Annotated in this window: 16 protein-coding genes; 5 read left to right on the forward strand and 11 right to left on the reverse strand. The window is 68.6% G+C overall.

Features of this window, described 5'->3' with window-relative positions; genetic code table 11:
- Window positions 1-2: 2 nt before the first annotated feature.
- Genes IEX84_RS02635 through ahaH form a run of 8 tightly spaced genes read right to left on the reverse strand, consistent with a single transcriptional unit; the run spans window position 3 to window position 7,871 of the window.
- Complete coding sequence (locus tag IEX84_RS02635) at window positions 3-1,427, reverse strand: V-type ATP synthase subunit B (RefSeq protein ID WP_188869516.1); 1,425 nt, start codon at window positions 1,425-1,427, stop codon at window positions 3-5.
- A complete protein-coding gene (locus IEX84_RS02640) occupies window positions 1,427-3,178 on the reverse strand; it encodes an ATP synthase subunit A (protein ID WP_188869518.1) in 1,752 nt (583 codons plus the stop codon). The genes IEX84_RS02635 and IEX84_RS02640 overlap by 1 nt, the downstream gene beginning before the upstream one ends.
- Window positions 3,175-3,516 (reverse strand): V-type ATP synthase subunit F, encoded by a 342-nt coding sequence (locus IEX84_RS02645; protein WP_188869520.1) that lies wholly within the window; start codon window positions 3,514-3,516, stop codon window positions 3,175-3,177. The genes IEX84_RS02640 and IEX84_RS02645 overlap by 4 nt, the downstream gene beginning before the upstream one ends.
- Entirely contained in the window at window positions 3,513-4,571 is a 1,059-nt protein-coding gene (locus IEX84_RS02650; RefSeq protein ID WP_188869522.1) for a V-type ATP synthase subunit C, read from the reverse strand. Before IEX84_RS02650 ends, IEX84_RS02645 begins: the two co-directional genes overlap by 4 nt.
- Window positions 4,568-5,152, reverse strand: coding sequence for a V-type ATP synthase subunit E (locus tag IEX84_RS02655; RefSeq protein ID WP_188869524.1), 585 nt, complete (start codon window positions 5,150-5,152; stop codon window positions 4,568-4,570). The genes IEX84_RS02650 and IEX84_RS02655 overlap by 4 nt, the downstream gene beginning before the upstream one ends.
- Before the next feature lie 6 nt (window positions 5,153-5,158).
- Entirely contained in the window at window positions 5,159-5,434 is a 276-nt protein-coding gene (locus tag IEX84_RS02660) for a F0F1 ATP synthase subunit C (RefSeq protein WP_188869526.1), read from the reverse strand.
- 6 nt (window positions 5,435-5,440) lie between these two features.
- Window positions 5,441-7,552: a V-type ATP synthase subunit I gene (locus tag IEX84_RS02665; protein ID WP_188869528.1), complete on the reverse strand. Its 2,112-nt coding sequence runs from the start codon at window positions 7,550-7,552 to the stop codon at window positions 5,441-5,443.
- Complete coding sequence (gene ahaH / locus IEX84_RS02670; RefSeq protein WP_188869530.1) at window positions 7,539-7,871, reverse strand: ATP synthase archaeal subunit H; 333 nt, start codon at window positions 7,869-7,871, stop codon at window positions 7,539-7,541. Before ahaH ends, IEX84_RS02665 begins: the two co-directional genes overlap by 14 nt.
- A gap of 104 nt (window positions 7,872-7,975) precedes the next feature.
- Here ahaH and IEX84_RS02675 point away from each other — a divergent pair, with 104 nt between their 5' ends.
- Window positions 7,976-8,602: a methyltransferase domain-containing protein gene (locus IEX84_RS02675; protein ID WP_188869532.1), complete on the forward strand. Its 627-nt coding sequence runs from the start codon at window positions 7,976-7,978 to the stop codon at window positions 8,600-8,602.
- Here IEX84_RS02675 and IEX84_RS02680 read toward each other — a convergent pair.
- Window positions 8,548-9,075 (reverse strand): type IV pilin N-terminal domain-containing protein, encoded by a 528-nt coding sequence (locus IEX84_RS02680; protein WP_188869534.1) that lies wholly within the window; start codon window positions 9,073-9,075, stop codon window positions 8,548-8,550. The two genes, IEX84_RS02675 and IEX84_RS02680, sit on opposite strands and share 55 nt — an antisense overlap.
- A 136-nt stretch (window positions 9,076-9,211) precedes the next feature.
- Here IEX84_RS02680 and IEX84_RS02685 point away from each other — a divergent pair, with 136 nt between their 5' ends.
- The 3 genes from IEX84_RS02685 (at window position 9,212) to IEX84_RS14675 (ending at window position 11,135) form a co-directional block, all read left to right on the forward strand.
- Window positions 9,212-10,306, forward strand: coding sequence for a helix-turn-helix transcriptional regulator (locus IEX84_RS02685; RefSeq protein ID WP_188869536.1), 1,095 nt, complete (start codon window positions 9,212-9,214; stop codon window positions 10,304-10,306).
- Between the two features lie 66 nt (window positions 10,307-10,372).
- On the forward strand, window positions 10,373-10,843 hold the full coding sequence (locus IEX84_RS02690) for a TRAM domain-containing protein (RefSeq protein WP_188869538.1): 471 nt from the start codon (window positions 10,373-10,375) through the stop codon (window positions 10,841-10,843).
- Between the two features lie 157 nt (window positions 10,844-11,000).
- Window positions 11,001-11,135 carry a DUF7503 family protein gene (locus IEX84_RS14675; RefSeq protein WP_268237622.1) on the forward strand — a complete coding sequence of 45 codons (135 nt, stop codon included), beginning with the start codon at window positions 11,001-11,003 and terminating at the stop codon, window positions 11,133-11,135.
- Between the two features lie 100 nt (window positions 11,136-11,235).
- Here the strand turns inward: IEX84_RS14675 and IEX84_RS02695 are convergent, their stop codons facing one another.
- Complete coding sequence (locus IEX84_RS02695) at window positions 11,236-13,335, reverse strand: hypothetical protein (RefSeq protein ID WP_188869540.1); 2,100 nt, start codon at window positions 13,333-13,335, stop codon at window positions 11,236-11,238.
- A gap of 185 nt (window positions 13,336-13,520) precedes the next feature.
- Between IEX84_RS02695 and IEX84_RS02700 the strand changes: the two genes are divergently transcribed.
- Window positions 13,521-14,306, forward strand: a complete 786-nt coding sequence (locus IEX84_RS02700; RefSeq protein ID WP_188869542.1) for an SDR family oxidoreductase — start codon at window positions 13,521-13,523, stop codon at window positions 14,304-14,306.
- Between the two features lies 1 nt (window position 14,307).
- Here IEX84_RS02700 and IEX84_RS02705 read toward each other — a convergent pair whose 3' ends face one another.
- Window positions 14,308-14,574: a DUF7091 family protein gene (locus IEX84_RS02705; protein WP_188869544.1), complete on the reverse strand. Its 267-nt coding sequence runs from the start codon at window positions 14,572-14,574 to the stop codon at window positions 14,308-14,310.
- Window positions 14,575-14,751: the final 177 nt, after the last annotated feature.

Below are 14,751 nucleotides of genomic sequence, written 5' to 3' on the forward strand. Positions count from 1 at the left end.
TGTTAGGCCTCCGCTTCCTCGGCGTCGTCCGCCGTCTCGGACTCCCCGCCCGCGTAGTGCTCCTCGATGAACTCCTCGTCGATACGCGAGAGTTCGTTCTTCGGGAGGATGGAGAGGATGTCCCACGCGATGTCGAGGGTGTCCTCGATGTCGCGGTTCGTGTGGAAGCCCTGGTCGACGAACTGCTCCTCGAAGGCCTCGGCGAAGTCGAGGACCTTGTTGTCGCGCTCGTCGAGCGCCTCGCGGCCGACGATGTTCACGAGGTCGCGCAGGTCCTTCCCCTCCGCGTAGGAGGCGAAGAGCTGGTCGGAGACCCCGCTGTGGTCGGCGCGCGTGACGCCCTCGCCGATACCGTCGTCCATCAGACGCGAGAGCGACGGGAGCACGTCGATGGGCGGTTCGACGCCCTGGCTGTTCAGTTCGCGGCCGAGCATGATCTGTCCCTCCGTGATGTATCCCGTGAGGTCGGGAATCGGGTGGGTGTCGTCGTCGCCCGGCATCGTGAGGATCGGAATCTGCGTGACGGAGCCGTCCTCGCCTTGCAGGCGCCCGGCGCGCTCGTAGAGCTGGGCGAGGTCCGTGTACATGTAACCCGGGTAGCCGCGGCGACCCGGCACCTCCTCGCGGGCGGCACCGATCTCGCGCAGCGCCTCACAGTAGTTCGTCATGTCCGTGAGGACGGTGAGGACGTGGTACCCCTCCTCGAAGGCGAGGTACTCGGCCGTCGTCAGCGCCATCCGCGGCGTGACCGTCCGCTCGACGGCGGGGTCGTCCGCGAGGTTGAGGAAGACGACGGAGCGCTCGAGCGCGCCGGTGCGCTCGAAGTCGTCCATAAACTCGTTGGCCTCCTCCTGCGTGATACCCATGCCGGCGAAGACGACGGCGAACTCCGTCTCTTCGCCCTCGTCTGCGACGTCCTCGGGGACGCTCGCCTGGCGGGCGATCTGGAGTGCGAGCTCGCTGTGCGGGAGCCCGGACGCGCTGAAGATCGGGAGTTTCTGGCCGCGAACGAGCGTGTTCATCCCGTCGATGGCGGAGATGCCGGTCTGGATGAACTCCTCGGGGTACTCGCGGGCGGTCGGGTTGATCGCGGCACCGACGATGCTCCGACGCTCGTCGGGGACGATGTCCGGACCGCCGTCGATGGGGTTCCCGGAGCCGTCGAGGACGCGACCGAGCAGGTCCTCCGTGACCGGGAGCTTGAGCGTCTCGCCCAGGAAGCGAACCGACGCGTCCTGACCGACACCCTCCGTTCCCTCGAAGACCTGGATGGCGACGTAGTCCTCGGCGGTTTCGAGGACCTGGCCGCGCTTGACTTCGCCGCTCGGCGTCTCGATCTCGACGATCTCGTCGTAGCCGATGGGTTCGTCGGTCTCGACGTACACCAGCGGGCCACTTACCTCGGTGATTGTCTGGTACTCTTTCATTAGTAGAGGGCCTGCAGCTGTTCCGTGATCTCTTCTTCGAGCTCCTCGACGTACTCCTCGTACTCCTCCTGCGTCGCGATCCGGTTGAGCCGGGGCGCGGCGTCGATGGAGGTGATCTCCTCAATGGGCGCGCCAGCCTCGAGGGCGGCGAACGCCTCGTCGTTGTACGTGTGGATCGCGGTGAGAATCTCGTAGGTCTTCTCCGGCGGGGAGAAGGTGTCGACGTCGTGGAAGGCGTCCTGCTGGAGGAAGGCCTCGCGGAGGTAGCGCGCGACGTCGAGCGTCAGGCGCTGGTCGTCGGGGAGCGCGTCGCGCCCGACGAGCTGGACGATCTCCTGGAGTTCGTCCTCCTCGTCGAGGACGTCGACGGCCCACTGACGCTCCTCCGGCCAGTCGGCCGCGACGTTGTCTTCGAACCACGGGTCGAGCTGGTCCTTGTAGAGCGAGTACGACTCCGTCCAGTTGATGGAGGGGAAGTGTCGGGACTCGGCGAGGTCCGCGTCGAGCGCCCAGAACGTCTTCACGATACGGAGCGTGTTCTGCGTGACCGGCTCGGAGAAGTCACCACCGGGCGGGCTGACCGCGCCCACGACGGAGACGGACCCCTCGTCGCCACGGAGCGTTTCGAAGCGCCCGGCGCGCTCGTAGAACTGCGCGAGGCGCGCGGCGAGATAGGCGGGGTAGCCGCCCTCGCCGGGCATCTCCTCCAGCCGGGAGGAAATCTCGCGCATCGCCTCCGCCCACCGCGAGGTGGAGTCGGCCATCAGCGCGACGTCGTACCCCATGTCGCGGTAGAACTCCGCGATGGTGATGCCCGTGTAGATACAGGACTCGCGGGCCGCGACCGGCATGTTCGAGGTGTTCGCGATGAGCGTCGTCCGCGCCATCAGCGGATTGCCGGACTTCGGGTCCGTGAGGTCGGGGAAGTCCTCGATGACCTCCGTCATCTCGTTCCCGCGCTCGCCACAGCCGATGTAGACGACGATGTCCGCGTCACTCCACTTCGCGAGCTGCTGCTGGGTGACGGTCTTCCCGGAGCCGAAGGGACCCGGGATGGCGGCCGTCCCGCCCTTCGCGATGGGGAAGAGGCCGTCCTGCACGCGCTGGCCCGTGATGAGGGGCTCGGTCGGCGTGAACTTCTCCTCGGAGGGTCGGGCCTGCCGGACCGGCCACTCCTGGTGCATCGTCACTTCCTCGCCGTTGTCGAGGACGACGATGGGTTCGGTGACGGTGTGCTCGCCCTCGTTGACCTCAACGACCTCGCCGCCCTCGAAGTCCGGGGGCACGAGGACCTTGTGCTCGATGCTGACCGTCTCGGGGACGGTCCCGACGACGTCGCCGGGTTCGACGGTGTCGCCGACGGAGACCGTCGGGGAGAAGTCCCAGGACGCCTCCAGATCGATCCCCGGGGAGTCGACCCCGCGGTCGAGGAACGCGCCCATCTCGTCCTCGAGGACGTCGAGCGGGCGCTGCACGCCGTCGTAGATGGTGTCGAGGACCCCGGGGCCGAGGTCGACCGTCAGGGGTTCGCCCGTGTTCTCGACCGGTTGGCCCGGCGATATCCCGGAGGTCTCCTCGTACACCTGAATCGTCGTCGTCTCGCCCTCTATCTCGATGACCTCGCCCATCAGCCCTTCGTCGCCGACGTAGACGACGTCGTTCATCTGGGCGTCGAGGCCCGTGGCGGTCACGACCGGACCGCTCACGCTCGCGATTTCGCCGGTGTCTGTTACGGTGTCTGTCTGGCTCATTCGTTCGCACCTTCGTCTTGGTCCATCAGGTCGATCCCGATGGCCCGCTTTATCTGTTCGCGCATTCCACTGCTCCCACCGCCGCCACCGCCGATGGTGACGACCGTTGGTTCGACGCTCGTCTCGACCGTCTCGCGGACCTGCCGCGAGAGGTAATCGAGGTCGTCCGCGTGCATCACGACGATCCCGACATCGTCCATCGAGAGGACGTCGCTGACCGCGGCGTCGAGTTCCGCGTCTTTCTCCTCCTCGGGAACGTTCCGGAACTCGCGGACGCCCGCGAGGCGAAAGCCCGTCGTGAACTCGGCGGTGCCGACGACGGCGATCTCCTGGCTCATAGCATCACCAGTTCCTGTTCGATCTCCTCGCCGCTCAGGCCGACCTCACGACCGCGCGCGATGGCGCGGATGTTGTCGACCTCGCGCTCCTTCGCGAGGATGTACGCGAGGACGGGGCAGACCGAGAGCGGGAAGACGTGTGAGAGGTGGTCGGCGTACCCCAAGAGCGCGGCGTCGAGCGCGTGCTCGAAGCCGATGAGGGAGTCCGCCGACTCCAGTCGTTCGAGCGCCGGACCGAGCTGGTCGCCGTAGCGGCTCTCGCGGAGCCGGGCGACGAGTTCGTCGCGGTTCTCCACGAGCGACGCGAGTTCGGACGCCTCGAAGAGTCGCCCCCCCTCGATGTAGTACTCCGAGGGGTCGATGGTCCCGCCGCTACGCGCGAGGCGGAACGCGTTGCGGATGTTGCGGAAGTCGACTTCCGCTTGCAGGAACTTCACGAACTCCCGCGTCCCGCTCTCCGTCGCCGCGTTCAGCCCGCGGAGGAGCGTGTCGTAGAACGTCCGGTCGACGGCGTTCTCCAAGGGGACGAGCGCGCCCGTCTCCTCGTAGTCGTCGAGCGCGTCGGCGAGCGGGTCGCCGAAGACGGTCTCGGCGAGCGCGTCCACGACGGACTCGACGCTCTCGCACTCCTCCAGCGTCCCGAGGAGCGCGTCGTCGAACTCCCCGGCGCGGATGAAGTCGTCGTCGATGACGCCGGCGTCCGTCTCGGAGTAGACGCCGCGGAGCGCCGTCTTCACGTTCCACGCGTCGAACTTCCGGAGGTAGCGCGAGATGAGGTCGTACAGCGTCCCCTGTGACCACTCCAGGAGGTCGTCGAAGTGTCGCGCGAGGTTCCGGTTGAGCGCGTGCTCGACGAGGTCGACCCCGGAGTGTCTGGAGCCGAGCGCGTCGATCTCCGGGCTGTACTCGGACTCACCGAGGAACCGGGCGATCTCGCTCGGCCCCATCCGGGTGAGCGTGTCGTACTCGTCGGCGTCGAGCAGGAGCGCCCACCGCGAACGCACGCGTGCGTTCACGTACGAGTAGTTCGACGCGTCGCGGCTGATGACGTTCATCGGTCGTCGAACAACCGATCCGATATCTGCTTCAGTTCGTTCTCCCAGACGTCCTCAAGGACGCTGTCGAACGTGTTCTTCACGCGTACGCGTGACGTCTCGCTCTCGACGACGACGCCACCGAGGCAGTCGTACTCGCCCGCCGTCGTGACGTTCGGGCGCTCGGCGACGAGGTCGTCGACGAGCGCTTCGTCGCCGGGCGCGTAGTGGACGGCGAGCTGCTCGTCCTCGTCGAACTCCGCGAGGGAGTCGGCGAGGAGCGAGTCGGTCAGCGAGCGGCGCTTCTCTGCGTCGAGGTCGGTGAGACGCGACTCGACACGGTCACGGACGTCGTCGAGCGCCTCTCGACGGGCGCTCATCCGTTCGTGCTTGGCTTCGAGCTTCGCGCTGGAGAGTTCCTGCTCGCGCAGTTGGTCGATCTCCTGCTCGACCTCGGCTTCGGCGTCGGCGACGATCTCGTCGGCCTCCGCTTCGGCGTCGGCGACGATCTCTTCGGCTCGCTCCTCCGCCTGCTGACGGATGGCCTCGGCCCGTTCCTCGGCCTCCGTTCGGATTTCCTCCGCGACCGTTTCGAGGCTCATCGTGGCTTAGACGATGAAGATGACGACGATTGCGAGGATGACGAGCGTCTCCGGCAGGACCGTGAACAGCAGGCCGATACCGAAGAAGTCGCTGTCTTCCGCGATTGCGCCGACGGCGGCGGCACCGATGCCGCCCTCCGCGATCCCCGCACCGAGTGCGGCGATACCGACGCCGAGTGCGGCACCTGCGGCGGGCGGGAAGGCGACGGTGGAGCCGGCTTCCGCGCTCTGCTGTGCGATCAGTCCGAGCATGTTGATGGCTGCGACGAGGGTTTCGTACATTATTGGTTAATCCTGCGTGGTGTAGGTTCGCTGGTGGCCGAACGGTTCGTATTTCTCCCCACCGCCTTCATAAAACTTCCCAAAGAACTCGACGTATTCCAGACGAACGGCCTGTAGACCGGCGCTGGTGACACCGAGGGCAAGCACTAAGGCGTGACCGAGGACGAAGATGACGACGCCGCCGACGACCGCCGCGATGGGGCCGTGGACGAGACCGCCGAACATCAGCGTCGCTTCGGGGTGGGTGGACTGGACGTGGCTCCAACCGTGGTTGAGCATGAAGTGGAACTCGCCGTGGGTCTGGTACGCGCCGAAGAAGAGCAGGTTGACGACGAACGCCATTCCGCCCTTGGCGAGCATGACCGCGGCGAGACGCGTGTAGGACAGCACGTGCGTGAGGGAGTTCAGCGCGCCCTCGACGGCCCCGATGGCGCCCTCCGCGTAGATGAGGAGGGCGTAGCCGACGAGGCCGACGGCGAGGGCCGCCCAACCGACCATCGGCGAGAAGCCGGTGAAGCCGAGGGGCTGCCCGGAGAGCGAGGTGAACAGCAGTTCGGGCTTCGCGCTCTCCATGGCGCGGCTGAATATCCACACCCACAGCCCGACCATGAGGATGGCCCACGACGCGCCCTCGGTGAGCGCCTCCCACGCGCCGTGGCGGAGGCGCTTGTACGTGTCGATGGCGTACCCGAGGGTGAGGTGGAGCAGCGCGGCGAGCACGGAGACGACGAGCCAGAGGCGGGCCCACTCGCCCTCGGCGGGCATCAGGCCCTTGTGGAGCGGCGGGTGACCGGCCCAGACGTACTCGCTGATGAGGTGGAAGCCGAACACTTCCCCGTAGAGTATCCCGAAGACGACCGTCGCCAGCCCCGAGATGACGGCGACGCCGCCGAGGGCGGCGAGCGCGTCACTGTCGAGGCGCGTGTACATCAGCCAACCGACGGCCGTGTAGAGAATCCCGTAGCCGACGTCGCCGATCATGAAGCCGTAGAAGACCGGGAACGTCAGGAACAGGATGAGGGTCGGGTCGAGGTCGAAGTAGTTCGGGCGGTTGATGACCCGGACGAGCATCTCGAAGGGTTCCGCGACCTTCGGGTTGTCCTGAACGACCGGCGGGCGGTCCGTCCGGCCGCCGTCGGCGACGGCCTCCTGCTCGCCGTGGCCGACCTCGTGTTCCGGGGGTTCGTACGCGGCGCGTTCGAGTTCCTCGACCTCGATGCGCTCGCCGAGCGCGTCCTTCAGTGCGGAGGCGTAGGACTCGTAGTCCCGGGTGGGTATCCACCCCTCCGCGAAGAAGGCGTGTTCGGTCGTGGCGAAGCTGAGCGGCGCTTCGGCCTTCTGGACCTCGATGCTGAGCTTCTCCTCGGCCGCGAGGAGGAAGCCGGCGTGTTCGAGGCGAAGGCTCCGCAGGTCGCTCTCGACGCTCTCCAAGTCGGATTTGAGTTGCTGCTTGCGGTGTTCGAGTCGTTCGAGGTAGTCGGCGGGCGACCCCTCTTCCTCGGGGACCTCGTAGCGTTCGACGTCGAGGCCGACGAGGGCCTCCGAGAGGGCGTCCTCGGGTGCGTTCGACTCGGGGTAGGCGACGGCCGCGAAGACGTCGCCCTCGGTGTAGAGCTCGTAGGACCGGATGGAGCCGGCGTCGGCGAGCGCGTGACCGACCGCGTCGGTGTCACCCTCCCCGACGACGACGTCGAGGGTGTCGTACCCCCAGAGGAGGTCGAGGTCGATACCGAGCGACACGAACGGCTCGGCGGCGGCGATCCGCTCGTCGATGGCCTCCAGGTCGTTCTCGACGGCTGCACGCTCGTCGTCGAGTTCGTTGACCCGCTGGCGGACGCTCTCGAACTCCCCTTCGAGCGCCTCGTCGGTGACGATGCGCGCGGGGCCGGCGTCCTCCTCGGTGACGTCGAGGATGTTGATAAGCGACCGGACGGTGACGAGTTTCTCCGAGGCGGCGTCGGCACCCTCGAGGGGCGAACCGGCGTCGAACCCCTCGATGGAGCCGTCGTAGTCGGAGAGGTGGAGGACCCGCTGGTCGTGCGTCACGTCGATGACGTCCTCGACGACGTTCTTGGTGCCCGTGACGGACACCTTGCTCATCCGTTCAGGTCTGAGCATCTACCGCCTCCTCGAACTGGCCGAGGGCGTAGTCGACGGCGTCGGATTCGTTCTCCGCCGCCGCCTCGCGGAGCCGGTCGCGCTCCGCGTGGCCCTCCTCGATGATTCGCTCGCGCTCGGCCTCGATCTGCTCGCGGGCCTCGGCGAGGCGCTCCTCCTTCAGCTCTGTTGCGTGTTCTTCGGCCTCTTGACGTATCTCGTCGGCCCGTTGCCGGGCCTCGGCGAGGCGCTCCTCGCGGGCTTGCTCGGCGTCGGCGACGATGTCGTCGGCGTCTTGCTCGGCCGTCTGAATGCGTTCTAAAACCTCTGGCCTCGGCATGGGCTAACGGGTGGGAATTGAACGAACGCGTATAAGGTAGTTGCGAAAGGAACGGGCGTCCGAAAGACGGGAACTTATGTTCCGCGCGGCACTACGAGTCGGGGATGGGAGTCCTCGAAGACAAAGGGCGGGCCCGGCTCTTCTACCGGTACCTCTCGACGGTGTACGACCGCATCAACCCGTTCATCTGGAACGAGGAGATGCGTACGGAGGCCCTCGAGATGCTCGCGCTCGACGCCGACGACCGCGTGCTCGACGTCGGCTGTGGCACCGGCTTCGGAACCGAGGGGCTCCTCCAGCACACGGAGCACGTCTACGGACTCGACCAGAGCGAGGGGCAACTGGAGAAGGCGTGGGCGAAGTTCGGCAAGACCGACCGCGTCGACTTCACGTTCGGCGACGCCGAGCGCCTCCCGTTCGCCGACGACAGCTTCGATGCGGTCTGGTCGTCGGGCTCCATCGAGTACTGGCCGAACCCCGTGGCGGCGCTCCGGGAGTTCCGCCGCGTCGTGAAACCCGGCGGGAAGGTGCTCGTCGTCGGCCCGAACTACCCGCGCTCGACCGTCTTCCAGAAGCTCGCGGACGCGATCATGCTCTTCTACGACGAGGCCGAAGCCGACCGGATGTTCCGCGACGCCGGCTTCGAGGCCATCGAGCATCGGACGATGGGGCCGTCCTACAAGCCCGACGTCGCGATTACGACGCTCGCTCGCGTCCCGGACGACGGCTGAGCCGGCGCGACGCGCGTCCGGACGGTGGCGAGCGGTCGGCCCGCGCGGGCGAGGCGTACCGTGAGTCGGTCGCCCGCGCGCACCCGTGGTACGTTCGTTCGGGCGACGCGGAACGTCGCGCGTTCGCCGGCGCGCCACGTCGGGTCGCTCGCGGCGTTGAACGGACCGGCCGGTGCGCCGTCGAACCCGCGTCGACCGACGAACGGTGGGGCCGGTTGGTGACGGAGCGGCCGGCCGTCGACGGTCACGGTGACGGCGAGGTCCGTCACGTCGAGCGGCGGACCGCTCCGGTACGTGAGCGCGACCGTCCCGTCCGCGGACGCGGCGAGGTCGAAGACGGCGGGCGTCGGTGCCGCGAGACCGCCGCCGGTGTCGGCGAGCGACGCCGCGACGACGCCCCCGGTGGCGACGCAGCACGCGAGGAGGAGGAGCGTTCCGACGACGGGCGCGAGCCCGCGGGCCTGAGCTGACACGGCGTACGGTCGCGGCGCGCTCCGACAAGAACCCGCGTGAGGACGCCGGGGAGGCGCGCGCCGGTGCGGGCGCGTGTACGGCGACCTGAGGGTATGGAAAGCGTTTTGCCACCGCGGACTCCACCCGAAACTGACCATGCGGCACGCCGCCCTCCTCGTGCTCGCCGTCGCCCTCCTCGCCACCGTCGTCCCCGCGGGGACCGCCGTCGCGCAGAGCGACAGCGCCCCGAGCGACGGGGCCGTCGTCCTCGGCGCACACGTCCAATCGGACGGTGACGCCCGCTGGCAGGTCTCGGTCCGCTACGTCCTCAACGACTCCGCGGAACGGGACGGCTTCGAACGGGTCGCGAGCGACTTCGCGGCAGGCGACGTCGGCCCGTCGGTCACGCCGTTCCGCGCGGCGGCCGACGACGCGTCCGCCCGGACGAACCGAACGATGGAGATCGTCGACGTGACGCGAGACCACGGCGTCACCGAGCGCGACGACGGAACGACGGTCGGGACGCTGACGCTCGCGTTCACGTGGACGAACTTTGCGAACGTCACCGAGGACCACGTCGAGGTCGACGACGTCTTCGCCTCGGGGTGGCTCGGTGACCTCGACGCCGGCCAGACGCTCCGCGTCTACCCGCCGGACGACTACCGGGCGGAGAGCTGGCAGCCGTCCGCACAGCGCGCCGACGGGGCGCTCACCTGGCGCGGGCCCCAGACGTTCGGGGACGGCGGCCCGCAGATGGTGTTCGTCCGGGACGCCGGGCTCCCGTGGTACGTCGTCGGGGGGCTCGTCGCGCTCGCGCTCGCCGCCGGCGTCGCCGGTGCGTACGTCTGGCGGGGCTTCGGCGGCCGCGGGAGTCTCGACGTCCGGAACGGGAGAGCGACGACGGCGGACGAGTCGGCGAAGACCGAGTCACCGTCCAAACCGGGGGCCACTGGCGACGCCGGAGCCGACACGACAGCGGAGACAGGTGCGACCGACGACACCGCATCCACCCCATCCGAAGCAGCAGATGCAGAGGAGCCCGAGGAGCTGTTGAGCGACGAGGAGCGCGTCGAGCGACTCCTGCGGGAGAACGGCGGCCGGATGAAGCAGGGGGACATCGTCAGCGAGACGAAGTGGTCTGACGCGAAGGTCTCACAGCTGCTCTCCGCGATGGCCGAGGAGGGCCGCGTGGAGAAACTCCGCATCGGCCGCGAGAACCTGATTTCGCTCCCGGACACGGAGGAGCCGTGACGTCACCGGGGCTCGGGCGTCCGATCCTCCGATAGCGTTTTGCGTTCGCCGGGGCTAGCCTTCCGCATGGCAGAGTGTCCACTCGCGGACGAATGTCCGAACTTCCAAGAGCGCATCTCGGGCATGGGATGCCAGCACCTCGGCGACCGCGGCGGCATGGATTGGTGTCAACACTACAATCAGCCCATCGAGGACCTGAAGACCGCGCCCGTCGTCCCGGGCGAGGAGGTCGTCCTCGAGGTCGACGACATGCACGAGTCCGGTGCGGGCGTCGGCCGCCACGAGGGAACCGGCTTCATCGTGATGGTCGACGGCGTCCTACCGCCGGCGCGCGTGAAAGCCGAAATCACGACCGTGAAGTCGAACTACGCGCGCGCCGACCTCGTCGAGCGGCTCCCGGACGACGACGCCGACGACACAGACGACGCCGACGACGGGGCAACCGAGGTGGACGAGGCGACCGACGAAGCGGAAGAAGAGGACACCAGCCCCGCCCGCGAACGGCTGGGAAGCCGCGAGAACTTCTGGGGTCAGTAACGCCGACGCGAGTGGGCACGCGCCCGACGGTTTTTCTGCGTCCGTCGACCGAGTAGCCGCCGCGCCGTCGACCGTCGAGTATCCCTAGAAAATTGCCTTGATTTTATTCCATAACCTATGAGATAAATTCTCCGTTGGGGCGACCCTCGAATCGTGTATGTCTGAGAAGGACATCACGACGTACCTGGCGGACAACCCGCGAAAGATCGGCGCGCTGTTCACCCTCGTGCTCCTGCTCTCGCAGGCCGGCAACTCGGCGGCGATGTGGGGGACGGACGTCTTCGGCCCGTAGAGAGCGAGGCGGTATTCGAGATCATCGACATCAACGGGAGTAGCGACCGACGACCACACGACCCGAGTCCATTTTCACCGATCACGACGCGGGTCGGGCGTTAGCGAAGCTCCGAGACGCTCAGTTCGTCACTCCATCGGAGAGTGTCGTCTACGAGGATCGGCGAGCGACCGGAGGAGAGGACGTCGTCGAACCGGTCGTGCGAGACCTCGAAGAAGTGATCGGAAGGGCTCGACAGGTAGCGCTCGGAGGAGTCGGAGAGAAACGACGTGGTGAAGATGCCCGGTCCGACGTTGCGCGTGATGTAGTTGCGAATCGAGACGGTGATCGTGTCCGAGTCGACGTCGTCGGTATCGACGACAGCCACCTTCGGGGACCCGAACGGGTACTGACAGAGCGTGACGCCGCCGCCACCGACGATGGTGTAGTGCGAGTCGGCAGCGACGCCCTGCGTCGCGACGTTGAGCGCGCCGTGGAGGTCGAAACCGGCGTCGAGGAGGCGGGCGACGGAACGGCCGACGGTCGTCGCCACGTGGTTGTAGACGTCCGCGAGGGTGACGACGCCGCCGAGGGCGCCGGCCTCGACGAGCGCCATCCCCTGCGCGTACGAGCGACAGCCGTTGAGGATGAACGCGTCCGCGCCGACGGTGTCGAGCCCGCGGGCGTCGAGGACGCCGTCGCGGCAGCGGATGCCGTCCTCCGTGATGTGCCCGATGAAGTGGAGGAAATCGGTATCCGACTCGAGGACGGCGCGCGTCTCGTCGACCGAGAGGTCGAAGCGCGTCCCGATGTCGAAGTCGATCATGTCCCGGAAACCGTAGAGGTCGGCGGCCTCCTCGCGCATCTCCGGGTCGTTACAGACGACGGTGACGTCGATGACGGCGTCCTCCTCGACGCGCCGGTCGAGTTGACGACGGTACGACTCGACGGTGGGCTTCGAGGCCCCGCGCGGGTAGTCGTCGCCGACCCACGCGTGGCCGACGGTCTCGACGTCGACCGGCGAGACGACGCGTGCACCCGCGTCGTCGGTATCGGTGTCGGTCGCGTGAGCGTCGTCGGCCCGCGTGGAGCGGACGAACGCGTCGACGTCCGCCGCGCGGAAGAACTCGGAGACCGCCGCCGGGTCGGGTTCCGCGGCCGTGGCGTCGGCGTCCGGGGTCGGCGAGCGGACGAACGGGAGGTCGTTGACGAGGTAGGGGAGGAGTTCGGCGCGCGCTATCGACGGCTCGACGTCGACCGTGAGGTGCCAAGCGAAGACGTCCTCGGTGACGTCGAGGGGAACGTCGAGGTACGCGGCGGTACGGCCCGCGAGCGGGCGCTCGTAGAGCGCGGCGAGGTCGAGCTCGACCCGGTCGAGGACGGTGTCGCGTTCCGCGAGGTCGATGGGGTAGATACCCTCGGTTCGGACGACGCAGTCGAGCACGAAGCAGTGGCGCAGGAGGGCGTTCGCGGAGCGCGCGACGTCGGCGTACGGGAAGTCGAACGCCCGATCACCCGCGACGAGCCGCGGCGTCGGACCCGGAGCGACCGTCGCGCCGAGGTAGTAGGCGAGCGACGAGACGGCGTAGACGGCGTCGTAGCGCGGCGGGACCTCGATTCGGACGCCGGTGTCGGGCGGTTCGAGGTCGTCGGGGGCCGCGAAGCGCTCGCCGCGCTCGATGGTGGGCGGATGTCCCCGCATCGTCGGGAACGAGCGTTCGGGGCTCGTCGTCTTCAGCGCGGAACCGAAGGTGGAGACGGCGCGCATCAGGGAGCGGGGCGTGTCCTCTATCGTCACCGTACCGGCGGGGTGCTCGTGGAGCGACCGGACGCCGATGCGGACGCGCGTGGGCGCGCCGAAGTCGACGACCGTCTCGTCACCGCGGGCGTCGACGGTGACCGGGGCGTCGACGACGCGGACGTAGAGCTTGAGGCGAACGGCGGAGACGTCGAGCTCGTACGTCCCGGCGTCCGCCTCGGCGCGCCCACCGGGCGTCACGTCGAAGGCGACCTCGTCGCCGCGGTACGCGAAAATCTCGGGGAGGGTCGGGAAGACGAGTTCGCTCGTGGTGACGTCGACGGCGCGGGTCAGCGGGACGCGGAACGGTTCGGTCGAGGCGGGTTCGACGTCGGCGGCGTCGAGACCGACCTCGTAGGTCACGGACTCGATCCGGTCGTCGATGCGGAGTCCGCCCTCGACCGCCTCGAAGCCGACGTTCACGCTCCCCCCCGCGTCCGTCGACCGGGGCGAATCGGCGCGGTCGTCGTCGGGCGCGCGGGCGACCGGGCCCCTGACGTAACGCTCACGGGACGCGTAACGCCCCCCACGGGGTCAAGCGTTTCGGAGGAAACGACCGGCGATGCCCGTGAGAACCGCTTTTGTGTCGGGACGTCAATCGGACGGGCATGGCACTCGATCACGACGGCGAGACGGCGCTCGTGACCGCGAGCACGAGCGGCCTCGGGAAGGCCTCGGCGACCGCGCTGGCGGCGGACGGCGCGAACGTCGTCCTCTGCGGGCGCGACGAGGAGCGACTCGACGCGGCGCTCGCGGACGTCCGCGAGGAGGCGGCCGCGGGCGTCGAGGGCGTCAACGCCGACATCACGGACCCCGGCGACGTCGAGGCGCTCGTCGACGCGACCGTCGAGGCCTTCGGCGGCCTCGACCACCTCGTCTGTTCGGCCGGCGGGCCCCCCTCCGGTCCGTTCCTCGACACCGACGACGCCGACTGGTACGACGCCTACGACCTGCTCGTGATGAGCGTCGTCCGCGCGGTGAACGCCGCCCACCCACACCTCGCCGCGAGCGACGCCGGCACCGTGACGGCGATCACCTCCACGACGGTCGAGCGACCCATCGAGGGGCTCGTCCTCTCGAACGCCGTGCGCCGCGGGGTCGTCGGGCTGGTCGAGACGCTCGCGGTCGAGCTCGCGCCGGACGTGCGCGCGAACGCCGTCCTCCCGGGGACGTTCGAGACGCCGCGTATCGGGTCGCTCGTCGAGCAGGGCGTCGAGCGCGGCGACTACGCGGACTACGAGGCGGGAATCGAGGAGTGGGGGTCGGGAATTCCCGAGGGACGCGTCGGCGACCCGCGCGAGCTCGGCGAGGTCATCGCGTTCCTCACGAGCGAGCGCGCGAGCTACGTCAACGGCGTCTCGCTACCCGTGGACGGCGGCGTGCTGCTGGAGTGAGCTACCACGTCTCTACCTGCCCGTCGCGGAGGTCTTCGAGACAGCCCTCGCAGGCGGGGTGGTCGGCGTCGAAGCACGCGGGGCGGCCCTCGTCGTCGAGCGCGACGGCGCGCTTCTCGGCGTGGCGCCGACAGACGATACGGACGCGTCCGTCGTCGTCGCGGGGCGGGTCGCGTCGCCCGTCGCGGTAGGCGGCGACGGTCTCCGCGTACCGTCGGCCGGCGCTCCGCGCGAGTCGGTCGACGAATCCCCCGTCGTCCTCGCTCATGGACCGTCGTAGCGCGCGGAGGAGTATAGACCTGTGGCCGGCGTGCGCATGCCGGTGTGTGCGGGACGGCGAGCGCGTCGCGGCGGCGTGCGAGCGCCGGCGAACGACCGACCGCCCGAACGGGTGAACCTCCGACCGGACGTCCACTTTCACCGCGGTACGCGAGGGTTTATACGG

This window comes from Halarchaeum rubridurum (assembly GCF_014647115.1).
GTDB lineage: Archaea > Halobacteriota > Halobacteria > Halobacteriales > Halobacteriaceae > Halarchaeum > Halarchaeum rubridurum.

What these genes read in the sequence shown, in the direction of transcription:
- IEX84_RS02645 (WP_188869520.1), bottom strand. Translation starts at nt 3,516, where the DNA reads ATGAGCCAGGAGATCGCCGTCGTCGGCACCGCCGAGTTCACGACGGGC.
- IEX84_RS02650 (WP_188869522.1), bottom strand. Translation starts at nt 4,571, where the DNA reads ATGAACGTCATCAGCCGCGACGCGTCGAACTACTCGTACGTGAACGCA.
- IEX84_RS02700 (WP_188869542.1), top strand. Translation starts at nt 13,521, where the DNA reads ATGGCACTCGATCACGACGGCGAGACGGCGCTCGTGACCGCGAGCACG.
- IEX84_RS02665 (WP_188869528.1), bottom strand. Translation starts at nt 7,552, where the DNA reads ATGCTCAGACCTGAACGGATGAGCAAGGTGTCCGTCACGGGCACCAAG.
- IEX84_RS02690 (WP_188869538.1), top strand. Translation starts at nt 10,373, where the DNA reads ATGGCAGAGTGTCCACTCGCGGACGAATGTCCGAACTTCCAAGAGCGC.
- IEX84_RS02705 (WP_188869544.1), bottom strand. Translation starts at nt 14,574, where the DNA reads ATGAGCGAGGACGACGGGGGATTCGTCGACCGACTCGCGCGGAGCGCC.
- IEX84_RS02635 (WP_188869516.1), bottom strand. Translation starts at nt 1,427, where the DNA reads ATGAAAGAGTACCAGACAATCACCGAGGTAAGTGGCCCGCTGGTGTAC.
- IEX84_RS02685 (WP_188869536.1), top strand. Translation starts at nt 9,212, where the DNA reads ATGCGGCACGCCGCCCTCCTCGTGCTCGCCGTCGCCCTCCTCGCCACC.
- IEX84_RS02660 (WP_188869526.1), bottom strand. Translation starts at nt 5,434, where the DNA reads ATGTACGAAACCCTCGTCGCAGCCATCAACATGCTCGGACTGATCGCA.
- IEX84_RS14675 (WP_268237622.1), top strand. Translation starts at nt 11,001, where the DNA reads ATGTCTGAGAAGGACATCACGACGTACCTGGCGGACAACCCGCGAAAG.
- IEX84_RS02675 (WP_188869532.1), top strand. Translation starts at nt 7,976, where the DNA reads ATGGGAGTCCTCGAAGACAAAGGGCGGGCCCGGCTCTTCTACCGGTAC.
- ahaH (WP_188869530.1), bottom strand. Translation starts at nt 7,871, where the DNA reads ATGCCGAGGCCAGAGGTTTTAGAACGCATTCAGACGGCCGAGCAAGAC.
- IEX84_RS02655 (WP_188869524.1), bottom strand. Translation starts at nt 5,152, where the DNA reads ATGAGCCTCGAAACGGTCGCGGAGGAAATCCGAACGGAGGCCGAGGAA.
- IEX84_RS02640 (WP_188869518.1), bottom strand. Translation starts at nt 3,178, where the DNA reads ATGAGCCAGACAGACACCGTAACAGACACCGGCGAAATCGCGAGCGTG.